Source organism: Spiroplasma platyhelix PALS-1, from assembly GCF_021496725.1.
Taxonomy (GTDB): Bacteria; Bacillota_I; Bacilli_A; order Mycoplasmatales; family VBWQ01; genus Spiroplasma_D; species Spiroplasma_D platyhelix.
On sequence record NZ_CP051215.1, the window covers coordinates 617,910 to 639,664 of the forward strand.

At 27.8% G+C, this 21,755-nt stretch carries 24 protein-coding genes and 1 tRNA gene; 8 read left to right on the forward strand and 17 right to left on the reverse strand.

Annotated features, from left to right (window positions below):
- Positions 1 to 9 precede the first annotated feature (9 nt).
- The 6 genes from mutM (at position 10) to SPLAT_RS02975 (ending at position 6,141) form a co-directional block, all read left to right on the forward strand.
- A complete protein-coding gene (gene mutM / locus SPLAT_RS02950; RefSeq protein WP_168104912.1) occupies positions 10 to 840 on the forward strand; it encodes a DNA-formamidopyrimidine glycosylase in 831 nt (276 codons plus the stop codon).
- A 195-nt stretch (positions 841 to 1,035) separates the two neighbouring features.
- The gene (locus SPLAT_RS02955) at positions 1,036 to 2,145 is read left to right on the forward strand and encodes a DnaD domain protein (RefSeq protein ID WP_168104913.1); all 1,110 of its coding nucleotides are present in this window, start codon (positions 1,036 to 1,038) and stop codon (positions 2,143 to 2,145) included.
- Between the two features lie 43 nt (positions 2,146 to 2,188).
- Complete coding sequence (locus SPLAT_RS02960) at positions 2,189 to 3,055, forward strand: ATP-binding protein (RefSeq protein ID WP_168104914.1); 867 nt, start codon at positions 2,189 to 2,191, stop codon at positions 3,053 to 3,055.
- A 133-nt stretch (positions 3,056 to 3,188) separates the two neighbouring features.
- Positions 3,189 to 4,193, forward strand: a complete 1,005-nt coding sequence (gene gap / locus SPLAT_RS02965; RefSeq protein WP_168104915.1) for a type I glyceraldehyde-3-phosphate dehydrogenase — start codon at positions 3,189 to 3,191, stop codon at positions 4,191 to 4,193.
- 89 nt (positions 4,194 to 4,282) lie between these two features.
- Complete coding sequence (locus tag SPLAT_RS02970; RefSeq protein ID WP_168104916.1) at positions 4,283 to 5,476, forward strand: phosphoglycerate kinase; 1,194 nt, start codon at positions 4,283 to 4,285, stop codon at positions 5,474 to 5,476.
- Positions 5,476 to 6,141 carry a hypothetical protein gene (locus SPLAT_RS02975; RefSeq protein ID WP_168104917.1) on the forward strand — a complete coding sequence of 222 codons (666 nt, stop codon included), beginning with the start codon at positions 5,476 to 5,478 and terminating at the stop codon, positions 6,139 to 6,141. Before SPLAT_RS02970 ends, SPLAT_RS02975 begins: the two co-directional genes overlap by 1 nt.
- A gap of 34 nt (positions 6,142 to 6,175) precedes the next feature.
- Here the strand turns inward: SPLAT_RS02975 and SPLAT_RS02980 are convergent, their stop codons facing one another.
- The 11 genes from SPLAT_RS02980 to rplM all read right to left on the reverse strand — a co-directional run bounded on the left by SPLAT_RS02980 (position 6,176) and on the right by rplM (position 14,814).
- Positions 6,176 to 6,988, reverse strand: a complete 813-nt coding sequence (locus tag SPLAT_RS02980) for a hypothetical protein (RefSeq protein WP_168104918.1) — start codon at positions 6,986 to 6,988, stop codon at positions 6,176 to 6,178.
- A 192-nt stretch (positions 6,989 to 7,180) separates the two neighbouring features.
- On the reverse strand, positions 7,181 to 7,774 hold the full coding sequence (locus SPLAT_RS02985; protein ID WP_168104919.1) for a Dph6-related ATP pyrophosphatase: 594 nt from the start codon (positions 7,772 to 7,774) through the stop codon (positions 7,181 to 7,183).
- A 23-nt stretch (positions 7,775 to 7,797) separates the two neighbouring features.
- Positions 7,798 to 9,459, reverse strand: a complete 1,662-nt coding sequence (locus SPLAT_RS02990) for a DAK2 domain-containing protein (RefSeq protein WP_235083220.1) — start codon at positions 9,457 to 9,459, stop codon at positions 7,798 to 7,800.
- 10 nt (positions 9,460 to 9,469) lie between these two features.
- Entirely contained in the window at positions 9,470 to 9,778 is a 309-nt protein-coding gene (locus SPLAT_RS02995; RefSeq protein ID WP_168104920.1) for a hypothetical protein, read from the reverse strand.
- 208 nt (positions 9,779 to 9,986) lie between these two features.
- Positions 9,987 to 10,421 (reverse strand): ribosome hibernation-promoting factor, HPF/YfiA family, encoded by a 435-nt coding sequence (hpf, locus tag SPLAT_RS03000; protein WP_168104921.1) that lies wholly within the window; start codon positions 10,419 to 10,421, stop codon positions 9,987 to 9,989.
- Positions 10,422 to 10,510: 89 nt separating this feature from the next.
- On the reverse strand, positions 10,511 to 11,917 hold the full coding sequence (locus SPLAT_RS03005; protein ID WP_168104922.1) for an ABC transporter permease: 1,407 nt from the start codon (positions 11,915 to 11,917) through the stop codon (positions 10,511 to 10,513).
- Positions 11,917 to 12,999, reverse strand: coding sequence for an ABC transporter ATP-binding protein (locus tag SPLAT_RS03010; RefSeq protein WP_168104923.1), 1,083 nt, complete (start codon positions 12,997 to 12,999; stop codon positions 11,917 to 11,919). The genes SPLAT_RS03005 and SPLAT_RS03010 overlap by 1 nt, the downstream gene beginning before the upstream one ends.
- A 147-nt stretch (positions 13,000 to 13,146) precedes the next feature.
- Positions 13,147 to 13,223: transfer RNA gene (locus tag SPLAT_RS03015), tRNA-Ile, on the reverse strand.
- 61 nt (positions 13,224 to 13,284) lie between these two features.
- Positions 13,285 to 13,884 (reverse strand): IMPACT family protein, encoded by a 600-nt coding sequence (locus SPLAT_RS03020; protein ID WP_168104924.1) that lies wholly within the window; start codon positions 13,882 to 13,884, stop codon positions 13,285 to 13,287.
- Between the two features lie 72 nt (positions 13,885 to 13,956).
- Entirely contained in the window at positions 13,957 to 14,367 is a 411-nt protein-coding gene (gene rpsI, locus SPLAT_RS03025) for a 30S ribosomal protein S9 (protein WP_168104925.1), read from the reverse strand.
- 3 nt (positions 14,368 to 14,370) lie between these two features.
- Positions 14,371 to 14,814 carry a 50S ribosomal protein L13 gene (gene rplM, locus SPLAT_RS03030; RefSeq protein WP_168104926.1) on the reverse strand — a complete coding sequence of 148 codons (444 nt, stop codon included), beginning with the start codon at positions 14,812 to 14,814 and terminating at the stop codon, positions 14,371 to 14,373.
- A 243-nt stretch (positions 14,815 to 15,057) separates the two neighbouring features.
- On the opposite strand from rplM, the gene SPLAT_RS03035 reads away from it, so the two are divergent.
- Positions 15,058 to 16,242, forward strand: a complete 1,185-nt coding sequence (locus SPLAT_RS03035) for an acyltransferase family protein (RefSeq protein WP_168104927.1) — start codon at positions 15,058 to 15,060, stop codon at positions 16,240 to 16,242.
- Between the two features lie 32 nt (positions 16,243 to 16,274).
- Here SPLAT_RS03035 and SPLAT_RS03040 read toward each other — a convergent pair whose 3' ends face one another.
- Entirely contained in the window at positions 16,275 to 17,048 is a 774-nt protein-coding gene (locus SPLAT_RS03040; protein ID WP_168104928.1) for a Pr6Pr family membrane protein, read from the reverse strand.
- Positions 17,049 to 17,333: 285 nt separating this feature from the next.
- On the opposite strand from SPLAT_RS03040, the gene rpsD reads away from it, so the two are divergent.
- Positions 17,334 to 17,945: a 30S ribosomal protein S4 gene (rpsD, locus tag SPLAT_RS03045; RefSeq protein WP_168104929.1), complete on the forward strand. Its 612-nt coding sequence runs from the start codon at positions 17,334 to 17,336 to the stop codon at positions 17,943 to 17,945.
- Between the two features lie 58 nt (positions 17,946 to 18,003).
- Here the strand turns inward: rpsD and SPLAT_RS03050 are convergent, their stop codons facing one another.
- The 5 genes from SPLAT_RS03050 to whiA all read right to left on the reverse strand — a co-directional run bounded on the left by SPLAT_RS03050 (position 18,004) and on the right by whiA (position 21,736).
- Entirely contained in the window at positions 18,004 to 18,159 is a 156-nt protein-coding gene (locus SPLAT_RS03050; protein WP_168104930.1) for a hypothetical protein, read from the reverse strand.
- Positions 18,160 to 18,303: 144 nt separating this feature from the next.
- A complete protein-coding gene (tyrS, locus tag SPLAT_RS03055) occupies positions 18,304 to 19,911 on the reverse strand; it encodes a tyrosine--tRNA ligase (protein WP_168104931.1) in 1,608 nt (535 codons plus the stop codon).
- Positions 19,912 to 19,929: 18 nt separating this feature from the next.
- The gene (locus tag SPLAT_RS03060; protein ID WP_168104932.1) at positions 19,930 to 20,394 is read right to left on the reverse strand and encodes a hypothetical protein; all 465 of its coding nucleotides are present in this window, start codon (positions 20,392 to 20,394) and stop codon (positions 19,930 to 19,932) included.
- Between the two features lie 117 nt (positions 20,395 to 20,511).
- Complete coding sequence (locus tag SPLAT_RS03065; RefSeq protein ID WP_168104933.1) at positions 20,512 to 20,781, reverse strand: helix-turn-helix domain-containing protein; 270 nt, start codon at positions 20,779 to 20,781, stop codon at positions 20,512 to 20,514.
- 13 nt (positions 20,782 to 20,794) lie between these two features.
- Positions 20,795 to 21,736 (reverse strand): DNA-binding protein WhiA, encoded by a 942-nt coding sequence (whiA, locus tag SPLAT_RS03070; protein WP_168104934.1) that lies wholly within the window; start codon positions 21,734 to 21,736, stop codon positions 20,795 to 20,797.
- Positions 21,737 to 21,755: the final 19 nt, after the last annotated feature.

Below are 21,755 nucleotides of genomic sequence, written 5' to 3' on the forward strand. Positions count from 1 at the left end.
AAGATAAATATGCCTGAATTACCTGAAGTTGAAGTAGTAAGAAAAACCTTAGCACCACTTTTAGTTGACAGTAAAATTGTTAATGTCAAAATTTTTCTTAATAAGATTATCAAAGATCCTGATGTTTTAAAATTTAAATCAAAAATTCTTAATCAAACCTTCCGCGAAGTGAGAAGAAAAGCAAAACTGCTAATTTTTGTCTTGGATGATGATGTTTTACTAAGTCATTTAAGAATGGAAGGAAAATATTATTATAAAAAAGCAAGCGAATCGATTGATTGAAAGCATGTTCTCATCGTTTTTGATTTAGACAATGGCTACCAACTATGCTATCATGATACAAGAAGATTTGGAACTTTTCACTTACAAGCAAAAGAAAAATATCAAGATTCAAAGCCTTACATCAATATTGGTCCTGAACCTTGAGATGAATTAGTGACAACTAATTATTTAAAAAATAAATGAAAAAATAAAAAACAAAAAGTCAAGACTGCTCTTTTAGATCAAAGCACTATTAGTGGCTTAGGAAATATTTATGTTGATGAAACTTTATTTGCAGCAAAAATCCATCCTGAAACAATTGTCAGTAATCTAAATGAACAAGAACTTGAATCTATCATCAAAAATGCCATCAAAATACTAGAACTTTCTGTTCAGTTAGGCGGTTCAACAATTGCTACTTATACATCTAGTCTAGGTGTTTCAGGAACATTTCAAAATCATTTGCAAGTTCATACAAGAGCAAATCAAACTTGTTTTGTTTGTTTGAACAAAATTCAAAAAATCAAAGTAAACAATCGTGGTACATACTTCTGTGCTCATTGCCAAATTAAAAAATAACTTGATTATTTTTTAATACTTGTGGAAAAATCAATAATAAAGAAAAAATAAGACTTAAATATAATTTCTTATGGGGAAAAAATGTGGATAAACTAATAAAATAATCATATTTTTTTATTTCTATTTTATTATCAATATAATTTATTCATAAGGTTTAATTAAAGCCAATTTTTTGAAGTGATAGGGGCAAAATAAATGCAACGTATAATTAAAGAATCAGATACTTTTCAATTACTAGTGAAGGAAAATATTGACAGTCAAGACTATCAATATCTTTTTATGTTGTACCAGCCAATCATTGGCATTCAAGCAACAAATTTATATCTGACCCTATTGCAAGAAAAGCATTTAACTGATCGCATTAATTTAGATTTTAATCACAAAAGATTGATGGTGCTGTTAGATATCAATTCAATTGAATTATTAGAAGCATTTAAAATTTTAGAAGCTTATCAACTTCTTGTTAGTTACTACTATCCTTCAAAAGCAACTTATATTTATCACATAAAAAAACCAATGAATGCCCCGAACTTTTTTGCTGATGAAAAATTAGCAGAAAAATTAATTGCACAAATTGGTACTTTACAATTTGAAAGACAAAAATACTATTTTTCAAAATATCAACCAGCAATCACACAAGATTTTATCAACATCACTGAAAATGAAATTATTGTTAATCAAGAAGTACAAACAACAAATAAAATTAACTTACAAGAACTAATGACTAATTTAAATAAAGCTCAAGCAAAACTACCTGAAATCAATCCAATAATTAAATCAACAAGTAATTTTGCCCAATTAAAAGCTAACTTAGAAACACCACTAACAGTAAATATTAATAATATTGCTAATAAAGATATTTTGAATCAAATTTCTTCAATGCAAGTGAAAACTCCTGAAGAATATCTAATTAGTCTAACTGAAAAACCACTTGATACAAAATTAAAAAATATTTTGCATCAATTAACTTTTAACTATCATTTGAATCCTGAAGTTATTAACTGTTTAATTGAATACGTTTGATTTAAAAACAACCAGAGAATTGAACCTAATTATATCTTAAAAATCGCTAAGACTTTTAACGAAAAAGCAATTGACAATGTCAGCGATGCTGTAAATCATTTAAAATTAGCTTTTCAAAAAGGTAAGAAAAATCCTTATTCAACAAAGAAATATCAACAAGATGTTCTATGAACTAATGATAACTACGAATTTGATTTAAAAAAACCAAAAAGTACCAACGCTGAAAATTTAATGAGTGAAAAAGAAATTACAAAAATTTTAGAGGAATTTGATAACTTTTAATTTAAAATATTAATAGTCAAATTACTTACTATAGGAGTATTTTATGAAAAGTAATTTAGAGCAATTCCTAAAAGAAAATGAAGGCAATAAAGAATTAATTAATTTTATTGCTGATAATAAAATTAATGATCAGTTATTTATTGAATATTATGATCTTTTTCAAGAATATGTTACTAGTTGTAACTTATGTAAAAAAAATGAAAATATTGTTAAATGCCAACAAAAAATTCAAGGTTACCGTTTGAAATTAAATATCAATACCAATCAAAAAGTTATAAGTTTTTTAACTGAATGTTCTCATACAATAAGTAATTTAAAGCAAAAAGAACTTAATGATAAATTTTTAATTCGTCATTATGATGATGCTTTACTATCACTTTCATGAAGTAAAGAATTTATTACTGCTGGTCGAGGTCGTCAAGAAGTTATTAGTTATTTAAAAACATTTCAACTAAAAACTAGCGCTCAGGGCTTATATTTATATGGTGATACAGGTGTTGGAAAAACTTACATCTTCATTTTACTAGCAAATAAATTAATTCAAAAAAAGCATACTGTTTCTTTTATTTCTTGACCACAATTCGTCACTGAATTCAAATCAAACTTTGAAAATAAAAATGACAATATTAAAAAACTTGAGCAAATTAAAAATTGTGACTTTTTATTTATTGATGACTTAGGTAGTGAATCAATTAGTCCTTGAGAACGTGATGAATTACTATTCTCAATTCTTAATGCCAGAGTTCTACCTTTAAAAACTACTTTTATTAGTTCAAGCTACAATCTAAGTGACTTAGCACGTTGCTACAGACCACAAGCAAATAAAATTGAAGATACCAAAGTTAAGCGTTTAATTGAACGAATTAAAAAATTAACCAAACCAATTGAGCTAACAGATTTTAAAAATTAATTTTTCTTATTCTCAGTAAAAAGAAAATCTCAAAATTTTAGTGAAAAAACATTCAAAAAATAAGATATATTGCTATAATATAATTAATTGACTATTTTTTTGTTAATTAAAAAATAAAAGGAGATGCATTAAAATGGCAGTTAAAATTGCTATAAATGGTTTTGGTAGAATCGGAAGATTAACTTTCCGTAAATTATTTGAACAAGACAACATTGAAATTGTTGCAATTAATGATTTAGGAAACGTCGAAGCCCTAGCTTATTTATTAAAATATGATTCAGCACATAGAGAATGAAATGTTGATAACATTAAAGCTGATAAAGAAAAGAATATAATCATTGTCAATGGAAAGACAATTAAAGTATTCAAAGAAACAGATCCAAAATCACTTCCATGAAAAGATTTAGGAATTGATCTTGTTATTGAATCAACTGGAAGATTTACAGAGAAAGATAAAGCTCAAGCTCACATTGAAGCAGGAGCTAAAAAAGTTGTTATCTCTGCACCTGCTAAAGGAGATTTAAAAACTGTTGTTTACAATGTTAACCATGAAACTTTAGATCAAAGTGATACTATTATTTCAGCAGCATCATGTACAACTAACTGTTTAGCACCAGTAATTAATATTTTAGAAAAAGAATATGGCATTGTTAAGGGATGAATGACAACAGTTCATGCTGCAACTAATGACCAACGTCTATTAGACCTTGAACACTCTGATTTCAGAAGAGGAAGAAGTGCTTTAGTTAACCTTGTTCCAGCTTCAACAGGAGCAGCAGCAGCTATTGGTTTAGTAGTTCCAAGTGTTAAAGGAAAATTAGATGGTTCAGCTATTCGTGTTCCTGTAATCACTGGTTCACTTGTTGACTTAACAATTGAATTAAAAAAAGAAGTAACAGTTGATGAAATCAATCAAGTAATGAATCAAGGTAAAAATGAATCATTTGCTTATAATACTGACCCAATTGTTTCAACAGATATTATCGGTTCAAGTTTTGGTTCAATTTTTGATGCAACTCTAACTAAAGTGATGACTGTTGACGGCAAACAATTTGTTAAGGTATTTTCTTGATACGATAACGAAATGTCTTATGTTTCTCAACTTGTAAGAACAATAATGTACTTTGCTAACTTATAAGCAAAACATCAACCTTAAAAAGTGCATCTTAATTTTTTATTAGGGTGCATTTTCCTTATTTACAATCTTATTTCAAGGAGCAAAAAAACATGAATAAAAAAACATTAAAAGACATCAATTTTGAAAATAAAAAAGTGATTGTTCGCTTTGACTTTAACGTTCCAATTTCTGATGGCACAATCACTGATGATAAAAGAATTAAAGCAACTCTAGCAACAATTAAATATCTTCAAGATCACAATGCAAAAATCATCATGCTTTCTCACTTAGGAAGAGTGAAAACAGAAGAAGACAAGCAGAAGAAAACTCTTGCACCAATTGCTAAGAAACTGGCAGAATTAGCTAATTATCCTGTTACTTTTATTGATGAAACTAGAGGCAAAAAACTAGAAGCAGCAATCAATAATTTAAAAGCAAAAGACTTACTACTAATTGAAAACACTCGCTTTGAAGATTTAAATGGTAAGAAAGAATCAGGTAATGATCCTGAACTAGGGACATATTGAGCAAGTCTAGCAGAAGTATTTGTCAACGATGCTTTTGGAACTGCTCATCGTGCCCATGCATCTAATGTTGGGATTGCCACTTATATTGGTGATAGCTGCGTTGGTTTCTTAATTGAAAAAGAACTAACAATGCTAAACAAAATTGTTCTTAATCCAAGTAGACCATTTGTTGCAGTTTTAGGAGGAGCGAAAGTTTCAGATAAGATTGATGTCATCAAGCAACTATTAAATAAAGCTGACACTGTTATTATTGGTGGTGCAATGGCTTACACTTTTATGAAAGCTCTAGGTTACAGTATTGGTAACTCACTAGTAGAAAACGATAAAATTGACTTAGCAAAAGAACTAATTGAATTAGGAAAAGAAAAATTAGTCCTACCAATTGACTATGTAACAGTAAGTGAATTTAAAGACATTCCAGGAACTAACACTAAAGATTGCAATATCGCAGACAATCAAATGGGGCTTGATATTGGAATTGAAACAGTAAAATTATTTAATGCTAAACTACAAACAGCAAAAACTGTCTTTTGAAACGGCCCTGTTGGGGTTTTTGAAATGAACAACTTTGCTAGAGGAACAGAAGCAATTTGTGAAACTATTGCTAACTTAAAAGATGCCTTTACTTTAGTTGGTGGTGGCGATAGTGCTGCTGCTGTTGGAAAGTTCCACTATGAAGATAAAGTAAGCTTTATCTCTACTGGAGGAGGAGCTTCATTAGAATATGTTGAAGGTAAACCTCTTCCTGGGATTGAAGCAATTAAGAATAAATTATAATGAACTCCGATAGCAACAGCATCTTCATTATTGTTAGTTTATTTCTTTTAGCAGTAGTTGGACTAATGTTAGTTATCCAACTAATTATTTGAGCAACTATTACTTTTGGTCTTAAAAAAAGTAAAGTTTCAAAAAGTGCTAATAAATCCTATCAAATCTTACTTAAAAAAGAACAATATGATGGTTCAATTAAAAAAGTAAAATTAACTTCTAAATTCAACAACTATGATAAAAAAACTAATTGTCTCAAATTAAAGGTAAATGATTTTGAAGAAAAAACAATTTGAAATTGCTATCAAAATCTAATTAGTGTTCTGATGGTCAGATGAAAAAAAGCTAATCATAAAACACACCTAACCTTAATTGCTAGCACTTTAATTTTCTATCTTAGTGTTGTTATGACACTAGTTTGCACTTTAATTTATTACATCAATCTTGAACATGGAACACTTGATACTATCAACACTACCTTGCTAAGTATTTTTAGTTTCATCACTTTAATGACAATAGTTTTAAGTTGATTAGTGTGAACTATGACTTATGAAAAAGTAAGAAAAGAACTAATTGAATTAACTGATACATTAGAAATTCCGAACCTAACAAAAGCAATAAAAAAAATTAGCGCTTATAAAACACTATTTCCTAGTTCCGAATTATTATTATAAGTAAAAAGCAGAGTTAAATATAACTAACTCTGCTTTATTTTTTTTCGCTTTGAATCAAAATAATAATTTGTAAAATAAATCGCAATACTTCATAAATTGTTCTAACTAAGTAGTAAATAAACTTAACCTGGAAAATTCAACCAATTGCTCTAATTTCATTTGGTAGTAAAATCCCTTTTAAATTCTCAGTAATTTCTTTTCTTGATTTACTATAAAAAACTAACTGTGATAGTGAATAAAGAATTAAGAATAAGGCTCCAAAAATTGAAAAAATAATCACAATAACATTAGAGTTACCACTAATAAATCCCGATCAATTAAGATACGGTGCTAAAGCAAAAATTGCAGCAAATACTAATGGTAGCAAAACAAAGATTAAAGAAATTTTTCTTGAAAAATCTCATCAAAAACTATTAAATCGTGTACTTTTTGAACTACTAATTGATCAAGTACTTTCCATTGCCATTGCTAAGCTATAGATTGAACTACGATGATAAGTTCAAGGTAATAATCTCAATGTTAGAGTGTTTTGACGAATAAGATAAGGATTTAAATAAAAGTATCTTGATTCAACATTTACTCGGTTAATTGAACCATCACCTGTACCACGAAACTTAATTCTTTTTGCATTCACACCGTATCGTTCTAAATACATTTGTGAAAGTTGTCCTCCTGTTAAGTTAGCACTATTATCACGTTGAAATCAAGAATATTTAATTCAAGTAATAAATCAAATTATTGTTACAAGAGATAAAATCAACCCAACAACACCAACAACTGAAGCAAAAACTATCAAACCCGTACTTCATGTTTGTGGATTATTAGGGTTAAAATCAGCTAAGTTCATATATGTTACATCCTTCCCAACTCTTAAAAGAGTTAATATTATAATTATATAATATAGCCCTGCAAAAGAAAAAACAATCATGAAAAATAACCGAAATAATGGAAGTAGTTGTTGAATTGAAATTTTTGAAATAATTCCTAATATCGGGTGAGAAAGTAACTAATAATGAAAGAAAAATGAAAAATCAGCTAATTAATTAGCTGATTTTTCATTAAAGAGTGCACATTCAACAACCATTGTATGATACTCACCTGCTTCACCAGATAAATCAATTGGTAGCTGCTTCAATTCTTCAATCAATTGTTTATCGATCACTTTTCCTACTAAAAGATTTTGATAGTCTGGATTGTTACTTCAAGTAATCTGAGCTTGGATTTTATAAGATAGTAATTTATTCATTAAATTCATACGTTCTTTTTTTCATAATGGCCGAATAAATTTTAATTCATTATTCTTACAAGAATTCTCGATAATATTATTTGAATACCCAATATATTCAATGTCACCACTATAAATTGTTTTGATGTGATGCTTTTCTTTTAAATTTAAAAAAGCTTGCTTGTAACCTTCTTCATAAGGTTCTTCAACTTCAATAAACAACAATGGAAGATTTAACTTCTTTGCTTGTTCTTTAATAATATAAATGGGATGTGCTTTAAAAGAATAATCATCAAAATCCTTTGGAACTAATGTTACTAAATAATCAACTTTCTTTTCAAGTAGATGCAACACCAAGCAGCAATCTTTGCCACCTGTTCACAATAGTGCTTTTTTATTTTTTGCCATTTCATTCACCCCTGTTATTTATTTTATTCAACAGCAAATAAAAAATTGTAAACATCTTGTTGACCATTAACAAATTCATACTCAATATCATAGTTTTCATCAAGAATTTTAGTGATATTATAAATCTCTTCTGAAGTAACATTCTTACCTTTAAAGATTGTGATAATTTCTGCTGAATTTCAAATAATTGCATCAAATAACTTCTTCACTGTTATTGTTAGATTTTTATTTGAAGCATAAATTTTAATCTTAGCATCTTTTCTTAATGAACCTGCTGTCATATAGGTATTTTTCTTAATCTTAACATCATCAATCTCAACATCTCGATCAGCAACTGAAACATACCCATAAGAAACATTTTTAATTTCGCTTGTCATATTTTTATTATTTTCTTTGCTATTTAGACTTTGATTAAAATTTAACGCTGCACGCATTCCTTGCGCAACATTCTTTGTTGGTAGAACAAAAATCTTTGATTTCTTTTCTAATTTTTTTGCTTGTTCAGCTGCTAAAAGCAAGTTACTATCATTTGGCATAATGTACACTACTTTAGCATCAACATTCTCAATTACCTTTAAAAAATCATCAGTTGAAGGGTTGACACGATTAGAATAAAAAATCGTCGCTGTCACATTTAATTCTTCTTTAAAAAAGTCCTCAATCCCTTTACCAGGAACACAAGCAACAAGCGCATACTCGTTGTTTAACTTTCTTGGTACAGTAATTGTTGGAGCATGAGCTTTTGCTTGTTCAGTCATGTTTTCAATTTTAACTGTTAGAAACTCACCATACTTTTGCAAGTAATCTAACATTTGACCTGGCTTTAATGTGTGCACATGAACTTTAATTAAACCTTGATCTTCAACAACAACTATTGATTGACCATCCATTGTTTCTAAATCAGTTCTTGTTTTAGCTAACTCAAAATCACTTTCGTTTACTTTATTTAATTTAATAATTACTTCTGTACAGTAACCAAATTCTTCTTGTTTGACTGAAAAATCAAACTTATTAGCACCTGCTGCTGACAATTTCTTATTTAGAGTAATTGGTTTATTACGTGTTAAGCCATGCAACATTCCTTCAAAGATAATTACTAATCCAGCTCCACCTGAATCTACAACACCAACTTTTTTTAAAATTGGTAATAAGTCAGGAGTAGTTTTTAATGATTCTTGCATTAACTGCAACAATTTCTCAAAAATAACAATTAAATCTTTTTCTTTAGCACAAACTTCATTAACTTTAGTTGCACCATCATTAATCACTGTTAAGATTGTTCCTTCAACTGGTTTCATAACTGCTTTATAAGCAAACTCTTTGGCATTTAATAACGCTTTTAAGATATCAGCAGGCCTAAGAACCTCAGCATCTGCATAAGCTTTGTCATGAATGAAATCATGAAAAAATCCTCGAAAAATCTGCGATAAAATTACCCCTGAATTTCCTCTAGCACCCATAATTAAGCCACGAGTAAAAGTCATACCAAATTCTTTAAAACTTTTATATTCCTTACCATTTAACTCTTTAATACCATTCATCATTGTTAAATTCATGTTTGTTCCAGTATCACCATCAGGCACAGGAAAAACATTTAATTTATCAACTTCATAGTGGTGATTATATAAATTATTTGCACCACTAATCAACATCATTTTTAAGATTTGAATATCAATCTTTTTCATTCACTACCACCTAATAAATATCTTCTTCAATTAAATCAAAAACATTAACATTAATTTCAACGTTTTCTTTATGCTTACTAATTTTTTCAATAATATATTTAGCTTGATTTTGCACCTGACGCATTACTGATCAGATATTAACATAAGAAAAACAATTAATATTAATATTAACAATTCAACCTAAATTATTTTTATTAATATCAATCTTTAAATTATCATTTTTATTTTTAGCAATTGAGGCAACTCCTGGAACAGCCAAAACACTCTGTTTCAAAGTTTGATATATTTTTTCATGTTCCTTTTGATTAAAATCTTCCACTTGATTACACCTCAATCATTCAAGCCATATTATATTATACCGTAATATTTACCTTAATAAAATAGAATCAAATTGATAATTAGTCAATTTTTATACATGCATTATACTACATTAACTATTGTAAATTAAAATAGATAATATTAAAAAAGAACCTAGCATTTTCACAATGCTAGGTTCTTTTTTTATCAATTTCTAAAATTTTTAAATATTAGACTTTATTGTCATAATCATTATATTCATCATTCACTGATGATAAATTTGATTCATCAAGTTCTTCAATTGTGTAATCAGAACTTATTTTTTGATCATTTTCTAAAATTGCTTCACCCGTACTAACAACACTCTTATTTTCAATTTGTGTCTTAAGGTGATTTAACTGCTGAGATAACGGATTAACTATTTGCTTAATCGCAACATATAAATCATAATCTTTTATTTGTGATTGCAAATGTTTGTTAAATGGCAAACTAATATTAACAGTAATTTTATAAGTTCTATCAGGATAACTACGAATTTCTACTTTTGCTCTAGTATCAGGTTTAATAAACTTTTTAAATCTTTCTAAACGTGCCAAGCTCTTTTCAATAGCCTTACTGATTGTTTCAGTAACTTCAAGATTTTTACCATGAATAGTGATAATCATTGCTACACCCCTTTACTTAAAAGTATTAAATAAATTTCCTACTAATATTTTCTCATAAAAAAGCATTTTATAAAACCAAATAAAATTAATTAACTAAAATCACGACGATTGAAGACATATCAACTAGTGCCCAGTAGTCCTACCCCTAAAAGTAAATAAACAGTAATTAAAGCTGGGAAATTAATAATCTTAGTAGTGCCACTACTAGTATCAACTTTATAATTATTATCATCCTTATCAAAAGCAATTAAATAAGGATCACCAGAATTTTGATACTCTAAGTTAGAAATATATAAAGCATTATTTTCTCCTCATGCTCCACTTCATAAATAAGATAGCTGATAAAAAATATTGAAATAACGCATAACTCTTTTTTGAGTAATCTTAGTATTAAAATTATCTAATTCATTTTGACTAATTGTCAAATTCAAGGCTTCAATAACATTATAAACACTATAATCAACATAATTTTTTGGAGCTATTACTATTCCTCCTGTACCATTACCTCTTCCTACATAATTTGAAGTCATTAATTCTTCATAACTTTGTTCTTTTCATTGGCGAAAAGCATTAGAAAAACTATCAATATGTTTAAGTAAAGCAACTTCTTCATCAGAATATGCAGGATAATCTGCAGGCTTAGCAATAATTTTATGTACTTCTTCTTGTTCTCTCACTGGATCATAATAACTAGGATAAGCAGGAACATCAGGAATATTAGTGCTATAAACTTTTTTCATAATTGTTGAAATATCTGATTTGTAATTTGAATTATTTAGTTGTCCTTCAAACCAAGTAATATCGTCACTAGTAACTTTCTTCTCAAAATCATGATAGACTGCTGTTGCATGTGATAATTCAAAATAAGTAGACGGAATAACAACTAAAGGTTCAATTGCTTGTGAAAAAACATTAATTAAAGCAGCAAAACCAACAGTAATTGCAATTGTTGCTTTACTATTTAAAACTAAAGACATCAATAAAACAATTGAAGTAAAAATTAAATCAAATAGTAAACCAATACCAAATAAAATTCCCATGTAAGGAAGTAAAGTTAAATAAACAACTGAACCACCAATTCCTGGTATAGCTAATAGCAACCCTCCTAGAAGAATATTAAAGAAAAGAAAAGAAACAATTGTTACTTGAAAAGATAATCATTTTTCTGCTCAAATACGATTTCTACTAATTGGTTTTGAAACTAAGATTAATAAAGTTCCATCATCAATCTCATCACGAAAAATTTGTGTTGCTTTGACACCAATAAAGATTAGCAACATTAAACTAATAAATACAGTAAAAGATAATATTTTTCAAGCTGGTAAAAACATTGATAAGACTAAATCCTTTGTTCAATCAATTTTTTGACCACTACTAGTAAGTAAAGCAACTGGTAGTGATCAACTTAAACCTAAGACTGCTAAAGTAAGAGCAAAAATTACTCAAGTTGAAGGAGAAACTAAAATTTTCTTCAAAGTATAACGAAATATTGGCATTATTGTTTCCCTTTCTTTTGCGGTTTATTAGGATTATTTTCCATAACAATCTTTTCATACATTGACTGTAAATCAAGAATGTAAGGCTTTAATAATTTAATAGTTATCTTTGCCTTTAAAGCAATTGAGATAACTTGATTAATCTCTTCATCTTTTTTAATATCTACTAATAAATGCTTTTCATATTTTTCAACCTGAAACTCTTTTGCTTCTAAAAGTTTTATTAATTTAGCATTATCACTAGTATTAAGTTCATACTTAGCTTTATCTTGCTTAACTGATCCATGATAAACAACCTTACTATAATTTAAAATAGTTACCTCATCAGCTAAAGCTTGTAATTCTGAAAGAATATGCGAAGAAATCAAAACTGACTTTCCTTGCTTACGCAATTTTCTTAAATCATTAAATAATTCTGTTCGAGCAGTTGGATCTAAATTCGCTGCTGGTTCATCCAAAATTAAAATATCTGGATTATTTAGTAATGATTGAGCAAGAAGAACCTTTTTCTTCATTCCTGAAGAATAAGCGTTAGGATTACGTTTTTTAAATTTTCATAGATTTAAATCTTTTAAAATTTCTTCACTTTTCTTTTTTGCTTGTTTGGTACTTAAACCACTAACTTCTCCCATTGATACTAAGTAGTCATAAGTGCTAATTCGTTTGGGAAATCTTGCTGCTTCTGGGATGTAACCAATATGTTTCTTTGCCGCTACTGTTCATGAATCTTGACCATGAACTAATAACTGTCCTGAAGTTGGAATCATTGCACTAATTAAACATTTAATTGTTGTTGTTTTTCCACTACCATTTGGACCAATAAATCCATGAATTGTTCCCTTTTTAACTTTAATTGTTGCATTATCAACAGCAACAAATTTTTTAAATTTTTTAGTGAAATCTTTAATGTAAATTGCGTAATCTGCATATTCTTTATTAACTTTTTTAGTTTTATGAGCATTAAAAATTTTGCTGATTTTTTCTTTAAAAGAAACTTTTTCACTCTTTTGTGCAGTAGTAAGGGTGGACGCTTTATTTTTAATTACCTGTTTACTAACAAGTTGATTTGATTGTTCTACCATTTATTTCTACCCTTTCTTTTTTACTGTTATATATTTTCTAATTTTACCCTAATATCTCAGCAAAAAAATATTTTTTTATGGTTTAAATTTTTCAATAAAAAAAATAAACTTTACTTAAAGTTTATTTTATTTCCAATATTTAAATAATGGTGGGGCTAATTGGACTTGAACCAACGACCTCACGCTTATCAAGCGTGCGCTCTAACCAGCTGAGCTATAGCCCCATAGAAAAGCAACAAAAATATTATATATGCAATATTTTAGTAATGCAATCTTTTCTTAAAATTAATTGGCACTAATTAAAAAACTATCTTTAAGGTAAGTAACATCAACTTCAGAATGATAGGGTAGAGTATCTTTTTCTTTTGCAAGATTGATAATAAAAGTTACTTTTAAATCATCACTTGTTTGCTTTAAAATTAAAAAATGATAAATTTTTTGTCACTGATAAATTAAATTGATTAGAGCAACTGGAACAACAATTTGATACTCCTTACTTGGAACAATCGCTAGTAATTTTGCTACTGCTAGATAATTTAATAATCCTTGCTGATAGCCTCTCATAAGATGCCCTACTCCTAATTTTGGTGGTTGAAAATAGCGTCTAACTAAAACAATAATATTAGTTAGTTGCTTTTCTTCTAGAATTTTTAAAATTGCAAATCCTGCTGATTTATTTGGTTCACCATCATCATTGAATCTTTTAATTTGTTCTGGAAACCCAACAATATAAGCGTAACAATTATGTGTTGCTTTTTGATCTTGATGTTCCTGCAAAAAAGTTTCAGCTTCAGCAACATTAGTTATTTGATTGATAGAAACTTCAAATTTAGAATTTTTAATTGTGTACGATTTAGATCATAACTTCTGAGCAACAGTTTTCAATACTTTCGCCTACCTTATTAAATTATTTATTTACTAGAAAAAGAAAAAAGAGTTTTAATAAAAAAACTCTTTCTAACGCTTTGAGAATTGTGGCGCTTTACGTGCTGCTTTTAATCCATATTTTTTACGTTCTTTAATTCTAGCATCTCTAGTTAGTAATGCATTAGCGCGTAACACATCACGATATTCTTTAGATACTTTCATTAAAGCTTTAGCAATAGCTAAACGTGCTGCTCCTGCTTGACCAGATTTTCCACCACCATCAACATTAATACGAACATCAAATTTTGTTAAAGTATCAGTTACATTTAAAGGTAGTAACATATCTTTAACTAACAATTCTTGGGCAAAGAAAGTCATTGGTTCTACACCATTCACTAAAACACTACCTTTTGCAGCAGCATTTGTTAAATGAACACGTGCAACTGAACTTTTTCTTCCACCAGAACTACTATATGTAGTTAATTTATTAGTTGTTGCCATTGGTTACTCCTTCTTTTGATCTAACACTCAAACTTCAGGGTTTTGAGCTTGATGTTGATGTTGATCAGAATTATAAACATGTAAATGAGTTAATTGTTTTCTACCTAAAGTTGTGCTTGGAAGCATTCCTTTAATAGCAATTTCAATTACTTCTGCAGCATTTTTATTTAACATGTCTTGAGCTTTACGCACTCTTAATCCACCTGGATATTGTGAGTGATTGTAATACTTCTTGTCTTGCAGCTTTTTGCCTGTTAGTTTAATTTTGTCAGCGTTAATAATAATAACAAAATCACCACAGTCAATATATGGAGTAAAGATAGCTTTATCTTTACCACGTAATTTTTTAGCAACTTCACTTGCTAAACGCCCTAAAACAATTCCAGTAGCATCAATAACATATCATTTTTTTTCAATGTTATCGAATTTCATAGTTGTTTGACGCATAATTTGCTTCTCCTTGAATTGTAACTTTACCGGGGCTACAATTGCTTAAAGCATTAGTAATTATACTCAATATTATTAATTAAAGCAACCATAACTTAATTAAAGTCACATTTTTTTATAAAAAAATTATTTTTTAAAAATTAGTTTGAAAACCTATTTTTTAAATTTTTTTTATGTAAAATACAATTAATTAAGAAAGGGGTAAATTAATAAAATTTTGATTATAAAAAGGGGGTAAATTTTATGAATCAAAAAACAATTGAACCATTAGTTGCTGAAAAAAATAAAGTTAAAACTCAAAGAACAAGTAAATATGAACTATTGCGTTTTTTAGGTGCTTTCTTTGTTCTAGCATTTCATTGTTTAGGTAGCAAGTATACTTGAACATGATCAGTGTTTAATATTTTTTTAGTCGTACCAGTACCATTATTTATCATTTTAAGTGGCTTTTTCTTAGCTAATAGTAGCAAAGCAAAGATTCTAAAATATTTATGAATGTTATTAATATTTTATTTAATAAATATTTTCATTTCTTTCTTTTTCTTTAAATATGATTTAATTCATGAAAATGCTCGTTATCGTGTTAGTTGAGAATGAGTACTAGCATTTGGATGAGGACCATGATGATATTTTTGAACAATTCCAATCTTATACTTACTAGCACCCTTTCTTAATTTTGGTCTAAAATCAGTTAATAAATGATATTCATTAACATTTATTATTATTTTTTATTTCATCTGATTCTTTACAATGAATATAATTGTCTATCCACAAAGATTAGTAGCTGCTGGACAAATTATTTTCTTTATGATTATTTATATGCTTGGTGCATGATGAAAACTTTATGGTGCACAACCAAAACCAAAAAATCTGACACTAAAAATTGCAATTACTACTTTAGTTACAATTGAAGTAATCAACTTAATTTTATTTGCTACTTTAAAAGTTTCATTATTTACTATGGCGGCTAATTGAGTTGTTGGAGGATATGATAGCGTAGCAGAAGTACCTGCAACTTTTGCTAATAAAGATACAAGTCAACCATTCACTATTATTTCTGCTTTAGCAATATTCATTATTTTTCAAAATTTAAAATGAAACTATAACTGATTTTTTAACTTCTTAGGAAAACTATCAGTACCAATTTTTCTTTATCATTTTGCATTTATGAATATTGTTAATGATACAATTGCACCAAATATTTTTGGCGGAATTGCTAATGCTGAAATAAAAGGTATTTTATCAACTTTATTAATTGCAGTGATCACTATCGCTTTTTCAAGCGTTATTATTTATCCAGTAGAATATGGTGTTGCTAAAGGTGTCTCATTAACTCATTATGTTATCAATAAATCTAAAGATTTTGTTTTTAAAAACAAAAAAGTTAATGTTGAAGATAGCAAAAGCAATAAAAAAATTAAATTATAGCAAATAAAAAATAGTTCTAAGAATCCTTAGAACTATTTTTTATTTTTACCTTGTTGCTTATAAATAATTCAATTATATAAGGTTGTAAATCCCAAGACAATTAAACCAATTAAAACTAAAGCAATAATCAATCAAGCTCAACCTGCTAGACCATAAGATTTGGTATGAATATTGATAAAGAAATATTGATAAGCAAATGCCTTACCAGCATTATAACGAAACTCACCACGAATCAACATCGTAACTAATCAAACAATTGGATAAACATAAAATATAACAAGTTTTTCTTTTAAGAATTTTTTAGTTTCTAAAACTGATCCTTTTTCTTTATTCATAAAAGCTAAGAAGTAAACAATCATCACAATGGGAACAATCATATGTTCAACAACACTAGTAAATCAAAAAGAGAAACCTGTAATATTTATTTGTGTTGGAAGCAACATAGTATTATAAATAAGTCCTGTAATGGTAATGAATGTTGTTACTCCTAATGCCATATATGGACCAAATCACTTACTCGTTTTCTTACCTTCTTGACTATGAAAGATTGCAGAAAGAAGAAATCATAAAGCAACAAAAATATTAGTTTGAATTGTAAAGTAAGAAAAGAAATTTAAGGTGTAGTCTCCTTTATCTTGAATAAATCATTCTCAATTTGGTGCTATTTCTTTCTCAGCATCAGAAACTGTAATTCCATTAATTAGCGGATTTAATCAATTATACAATAATGTTGCAATGAAAAATAAACTAAAAATAAGCTTAAAATAAAACTTTCAATCTGTTAGATAAGATTTAAAAACTTGCAAAATATATATCTCCTTTAACCTAAATTAACTAAATTATAACAAAGCAAAAATTAATTCTTACTTTCATGCTGTCAATTTGACAAATATCTACATATCTACTATAATTAATTAGCAATTCACAAAAGCAGCAAATAAATATTATTAAGTCTAAAAAAGTTTTTCAATTTATATTTTGTTCTAATTGATTGAAAGTAATCTGAGCTGTTCAGACGAAAGAAAAACTCTCTTAATAAGGATTTATTAAAGTCTCTTTGTGTTTGTTTACGCACATAAGGAGGTTTTTTTATGGCAAGATATACAGGACCAATGTTTAAGAAATCAAGAAGATTAAGTTTTTCTGTTTTAGAATCAGGTAAGGAATTTACTAAAGGTAAGAAACGTACTTACGCTCCAGGTCAACACGGAGCAAAAAAAGTTAAACTTTCTACTTATGGTCAACAACTACAAGAAAAACAAAAAATTCGTTTTACTTACGGTTTAAATGCTAGACAATTAAAAAATGCATTTAACAAAGCTAAAATGCAACATGGTGTTACTGGTACTAATTTATTAACTATTTTAGAATCAAGATTAGACAATATTGTTTATCGTTTTGGGTTAACTCTAACAAGAAATGGTGCAAGACAATTAGTAAATCATGGACATGTATTAGTTAATGGGAAGAGAATTGATATTCCTTCATACCAAGTAAAAATTAATGATATTATTACTATTGATGAAAAATCAAAGAAAAATGTTAAGATTGTAGAAGCTTTACAAGTAAATGCTTCAACTCTACCATTTGTTGAATTTGATAAAAAAACATTCACTGGTAAGTATTTAAGAGCACCAATCAGAGAAGAATTAAACTCTGACTTACAAGAAGCACTTGTAATTGAATCATATGGTCGTGCTTAAGAAAACTAAAAATCGTTGTTAGTTAACTAACAACGATTTTTTTATTTTTTTATATACTTTATTTATTTTCTAATGCTTTAATTCTATCTTCTAAAACATTAATTGTATTGATGACGATTTGATCATTATTTGCTCTCACTCTTGCTTCTGCATTTAATTGCTCTAATGTTGCATAAGTAACAAAAGTATCTGATTTTTTAGTTTCATTCCCCATTAATGTACCTCTTTCAAAATTTATAAATAAAATACTTTAAACTATTTACCCTTTAGTTTAAGCAATTTAATTATTGCATCTCTTTTTATATTTGACATGTTTATTAAATAAGAATTTTAAAAACCAAATACTTAATAACATCCACTATTCATGGAACACAAGATAATAGTGACGCTTTCCTTTTTTAATTAGTGTTATTTGTTGATTAATTGCTGCTTTTTTACTAATAACAACATTCTCATCAGTCATTTTTTCACCGTTGACACTAATAGCTCCATCATTAAGTAAATCCTTCACTTGTCTTTTTGACTGACAAATTTTATTATCAACTAAAAGCGTTGCAAGATTTTGATCACTAACTTGTTTGATAATTGGCACATCTTTAAATATTGCTAAAATTTCTTGTGCTGTTAGTTGTTTGATTTCATCTTTAAATAATGCATTAGTAATTTTTAGCGCTTGAAAGTATCCGGGTAACTTATGAATAAAAATTGTCACCACAGCTGCTAGAATTTTTTGACCAATTCTTAACTTAGGATTTTTTTGATGTAAATTCAAAATGAAAGCAATTTGATCTTCTTCAAAGAAAGTTAGCGCAGCTAGTAGTTTCTTTAAATCACTATCTTCTTGATTGAAAAGAAATTGATAGAAATCATAAGTTGAAGTTTTTTCTGCTGCTAGAAAGATTGCTCCTTGTTCACTCTTACCAAATTTTTCACCGTTAGCTTTAGTTAGTAAATTAATTGTTAGCCCTGCTGCTTGTGAACTCTCACCAACTTTTTTTCTAATCAACTCAAGGCCAGTAGTGATGTTGCCTCATTGATCACTTCCTCCAGATTGTAAGAAACATTCTTCTTTAGTATATAAGTGATAAAAATCATAACTTTGTAGCACCATATAAGAAAATTCAGTATAAGAAATCCCAGTTTCTAAACGTTTAGCAACCATTTCTTTGCCCAACATTTGATTGATGTTGAAATCCTTTCCAACATCTCTTAAAAAATTAATAATATTAATTTGTCCCAATCAGTCATTATTATTTAGCACTTTAATATTCTTAATGGCATTAGTTGCGCTGTGGCCTCATGTTAGTTCAGAAAACTGAACTCAAGCTTGAGTTCAAACTTTGATGTAACCTAGTAAGTCTGAGAAATTTAAATTTGCTAAATTTTCTTGTTGCTTTAAATAGTTGGGATCTAATTTTAAAATTTGATAGAATTCATTCAACTCTTGATTAGATAATCCAACTTCTTGCAGTGGTAAAGGTAATTTTTTTAAAACTGCAATTAAACTATTTTGATATTGTGCATTAGGATTGATACTTTTAAAAACCATATCTAACATTTCATAGTCATTATTATTCAACAAATTAAACTCACGAATTAATTCTAAAGCATTAAAATCACTAGTAGCTTTATGGTTAACCAAACTTGTTAGTTGCTTACTAATTGATTTAAGATTATTTGCTAATTGTTCAGTATCTAATAAGTTACGCTCTTGACTCTTACCACTTGGATCACCAATCATCCCAGTTGCGCCTCCAACAAGAGCAATTGCTTGAAAACCAAATAAAGCAAATCTTCTTAATAAGATAATTTGCATTAAATTTCCTAAATGTAAAGAATCATTTGTTGGGTCAAAACCGCAATAAATTCCTTTTTGTAATTTTTGCGCATTTAAAATCTTGTCTGAATTACTAATGTCCTTCACGAGATTGCGTCATTTTAATTCATCAATAATATTATTTGTCATTTTTACTCCTAGTTAGTTCTATTTATCAAAAATTTCATCAAGAATTTCTGAAACAGTGCTAGTAGCATTAGTGTTACTAGATTCATAATTCAAATCTTCTACAACACTAAGATCAAAATCAGAAATAGTTGATAGATCAGAAGTTTTTTCTAAATTGTCACGAAAATTTAAATAATTAGAAGGTAATGCAGCTTTAATCTCTTCATTTTCTTTTTGCTTGTGATATTGTCGTAAAACATCTGTATCTGTTTTTGAACTTTCTTGATATTGTTTTGCTTTATCTATCTTAGTTTGAGCTTCTAGTTCTTCTTCAATTTGCTTTTCTAAATAATTTGTTTCTGTCAGACATTCATCATCTACTTTTTTTTCTTCATTCTTTCCAGGAACAACACGATTTTGATATTCATGACCAAACATTGGTGAGATAACTTCATCTAAAAATTGATCAGATTTTTTTTGATTGTTATTATTATTGATATCCACTATAGTTCACCTCTTTAATTTAATCAACTTTATTACTTATTATAACACTTTACGATTTTTATTAAGGACAATTAAAAAAAGAATGTCTCTAAATAAGACATTCTTTTTTTAAATATTCTACTCGAATCCTTCAGCAAAGAATTCCGCAATTGTTACATCCAACCCATGAATAATTTTAAAAATTGCTACTAATGAAACATTTCTTGTTCCTCTTTCTGCATCTGAAATGTAATTTCGATGCAGTCCACTTACTTCACTTAATTTTTCTTGCGAAAATTTTTTACCTTTTTGATGACGTAACTGTTTCATTCTTCTGCCAAATGCTACTAAAAAATCTTTTCTTTGTAAATCTTTATTTTCAAACTCTCTATTAATAATATTAATCATTCTACACCTCTTTTTAAAAAGCATCAGAAGTTAGATTGCTAACAATTTCGTGATACTTTTTCCTTAATTCCCTCATTAAATGATTAACCCCTGATTTTGTAATCATTTCTCCAGTTTTTTGATAGAACTCTTCACTCAATTCATTTAATGAAGCATCTTGATTAGCTAATCTAATATTAGCTAGAATTTGACATTTATCAGATAATTCATTAAACCCATTAAGCTCTTTTATTTTATTAATCATTGCAATTTGCTTTAAACTAGCGTTAAAAGCTTTTTGTTGATTAGAAATATCAATATTGTTAAAACGATTAATCGTATTCAGCAACTCTCTAGTAATTCTTTTTTCTTCAAAATTAAAAACTGCTTGTGGACAATCTAATAATTTCAAGAAATCAGAAATATCATTAGATCTTTTTAAATAAAGAACAAATTTATTTCTACGTTTAATAAACTTAAAATTTAATTTAAAGTTTTTTGCCAATAATTTTTGAACTAATCTGGCAAAATTCATGCTATCAAATTGTAACTCCAAATGATAATTAGAAGTTTTTGGTGAATTGATACTTCCAGATACTAAAAAAATTCCAGCGATATATGCTCTAATACAATGTTTTTTTATAATTTTATTTGCAAAATCAAAACTTTCATCTTGCAAACATAACTCATCAGTTATTTTATTAGTTAAATCTAATACTTCAATCAGGTAACGATTAGTTTTTTGATATTTAATTGTTTTTATTCTAATATTACTTTCTTGAAATTGATTTTTCAACAAGGTAGCAATTAATTTAATTGTTGGTTTATGAAAACTAGCAATCTTAATTAAATTTTCACGACCATTATTACGTATTTTATTTAAACTAATAAAAGCTGAAAGCAACGATTTTTGGCAGCAATCTGCAAAAGACTTTTGACAAATTTCGTCTTTTATCATCATAGTAAACGATGACATTAGTATCACCTCTTTATTT